The sequence below is a fragment of the Streptomyces flavofungini genome (genome assembly GCF_041028215.1).
In the GTDB taxonomy this organism is placed as follows: Bacteria; Actinomycetota; Actinomycetes; order Streptomycetales; family Streptomycetaceae; genus Streptomyces; species Streptomyces flavofungini_B.
The window spans coordinates 1-2,048 of sequence record NZ_JASKYR010000999.1 but is presented as its reverse complement, the minus strand read 5'-3'; the positions used below and the strand labels follow the sequence as shown (position 1 = coordinate 2,048).

Annotated in this window: 1 protein-coding gene and 1 pseudogene; one reads left to right on the top strand and one right to left on the bottom strand. The window is 70.2% G+C overall.

The annotated features are described in order from the left end of the window. The first annotated feature begins 46 nt into the window (after positions 1-46). A pseudogene (locus AB8Z36_RS37605) lies at positions 47-651 on the top strand (TetR/AcrR family transcriptional regulator). 86 nt (positions 652-737) lie between these two features. On the opposite strand, the gene AB8Z36_RS37600 reads toward AB8Z36_RS37605, so the two are convergent. Then, positions 738-2,048: Vgb family protein (locus AB8Z36_RS37600; RefSeq protein WP_440582110.1), on the bottom strand; the 1,311-nt coding region annotated here is incomplete at its 5' end.

The window sequence follows — 2,048 nt, the reverse complement described above, 5'->3', positions numbered from 1 at the left end:
CAACTCAACTTATGAAGCGAGGCAACCTTGGGTGTAGGCTGCTCGCATGTCCGATACCAGCCCTCAGGGCGATCCCGCACCGGCACCGATCGGGCGCCGCGAGCGCAAGAAGGCCGCCACCCGGCAGGCCATCGCCGACGCCGCGCTCCGTTCCTGGAGCGCGGCTACGACGATGTCGGCATCCGCGAGATCGCGGACGCCGCCGATGTCTCCACCACCACGCTGTTCAAGCACTTCCCCGTCAAAGAGGCGCTCGTCTTCGACGAGGAGAATGATCGGGAGGCCGCCCTGCTGGCGGCCGTACGGGAACGCCCCGCGGGTCAGTCCATCCCGGACGCCCTGCGTGAGCACGCACTGCGCCACCGCAAGGCCGACAACGGCGACCCCCGCTTCGTGGCCTTCCTGGAGCTGGTGAACAGCACCCCGGCCCTGCGCGACTACCACCAGGCCACGTGGATGCGCTACGCCGCCGCCCTCGCCGATGCCATCGCCGAGGAAAGCGGCCTCCCCGCGGGCGACCCCGCCTGCACAGCCCTGGCCCACTTCGCCCTGGAAGCACCCCAGGCCGCGCGCAGCCACCCCGACCCCCAGCAGGTCATCACCAAGGCGTTCGACCTGCTCGACAGCGGCTGGCGCGGCCTCAGCCGGTAGCCCCGTAGCCCCGTGGCCTCGAAGGTCCGTAGGCCCATAGCCTCGTAGCCTCATAGGCCCTGATCAGCCGGTATGCCACGCGAACGTCAGCACTGCGCCGGACTGCCGTCAGGCCTCTTGACGACGAAGCCGGACTTGCCGCTCGCGCCCGCGAGTTGCCAGGTGACTGTCGGCTTCTCGCAGATCTCGGCGCCATTGCTGACGGTGACCTCGGTGCGGAACTCGGCGCTCCGGCCGGGCTCCAGATGCAGGAGCACGTTCTTGCAGATCGATGTACGGGGGCTGCCGGACCGGGCGGTGCAGGGGTACTCATGGACCTGGCCCTCGCGGTCGGTGTAGACGACGTTGTACGACCAGCCCAGCCGGGGTGAGTCCAGGATGAGAGTGACGTCCTGATGGCCGAGGTAGGTACCGGAGGTGTTGGTGACCTTCACCTTGGGCCAGGCGTTGCGCCCCGGAGAGGTCCACACACCCGGGACGCCCTCGACCCGCACCTTCTGCGCGGGCGGTGCCTCCGAGACCCGCCACAGCGTCGCGCCGTAGTCGGTCGCGTAGACCGAACCGTCCTTGGCGAGCGCGACATGGTTGAGCATGCCGTCCTTCTTGCGGGCCACCGTACGGCTGGTGCCGTCGGTGAGATTCACCTCCCGCAACAGGCCGTCCCGACCGGTGGTGTAGGCGGTGCCCTTGCCCGTGAGGGCCACCCCGGCAACGCCTGTCAGGCCTTCGCTGACGGTCCTCTTCTGGCCGGTGTGCAGATTCACCGCGTACAGCTTGCTGACGCTGGTGGCGGCGACGTAGGCCGTACCCTTGCCGTCCAGCGCCAGGCCGTGCGGGTTGTCGAGACCGGCGGTGACTTCGCTGGTCTTGTGGGTGCCGAGGTCGACCTCGAACAGCTTGTCGCCGTTGTAGTCGGTCACATAGGCGAGGCCCTGGCCGTCCAGCGCCGCGCTGTGGGCGCTGCCGAGGCCGGAGCCGACCTCGGTCTTCTTGCCCGTGGCCAGGTCCACCTTCCACAGCTTTCCGTTGGTGCTGTCGGTGCTGTAGGCGTGGCCCTGGCCGTCCAGGGCCACCACGATCGTGCCGGGCAGGCCGGTGGCCACCTCGGACGCCCTGCCCGTGGCCAGGTCGACGTCCATGAGCCGGTCGCTTCCGCCGTCGGCGACGAAGGCGTGCCCGGCATCGTCCAAGGCGACGCCGAACCCTTGGGAGAGCTGCTCGCTGACCTTGCGGCAGCCCGCGGACGGGCAGTCGATCGGGTCCTCCACCACGGCCGGAGCACCGCCGGGGGCCTCGGACGTGAGAGCCGCCGCGGCACCGGCGGTCAGCCCCGACCCGCAGGACAGGGCGGCGACAGCGACGCCCGCGGCGACCCACCTCCCCCGCCTGCCGCGGAC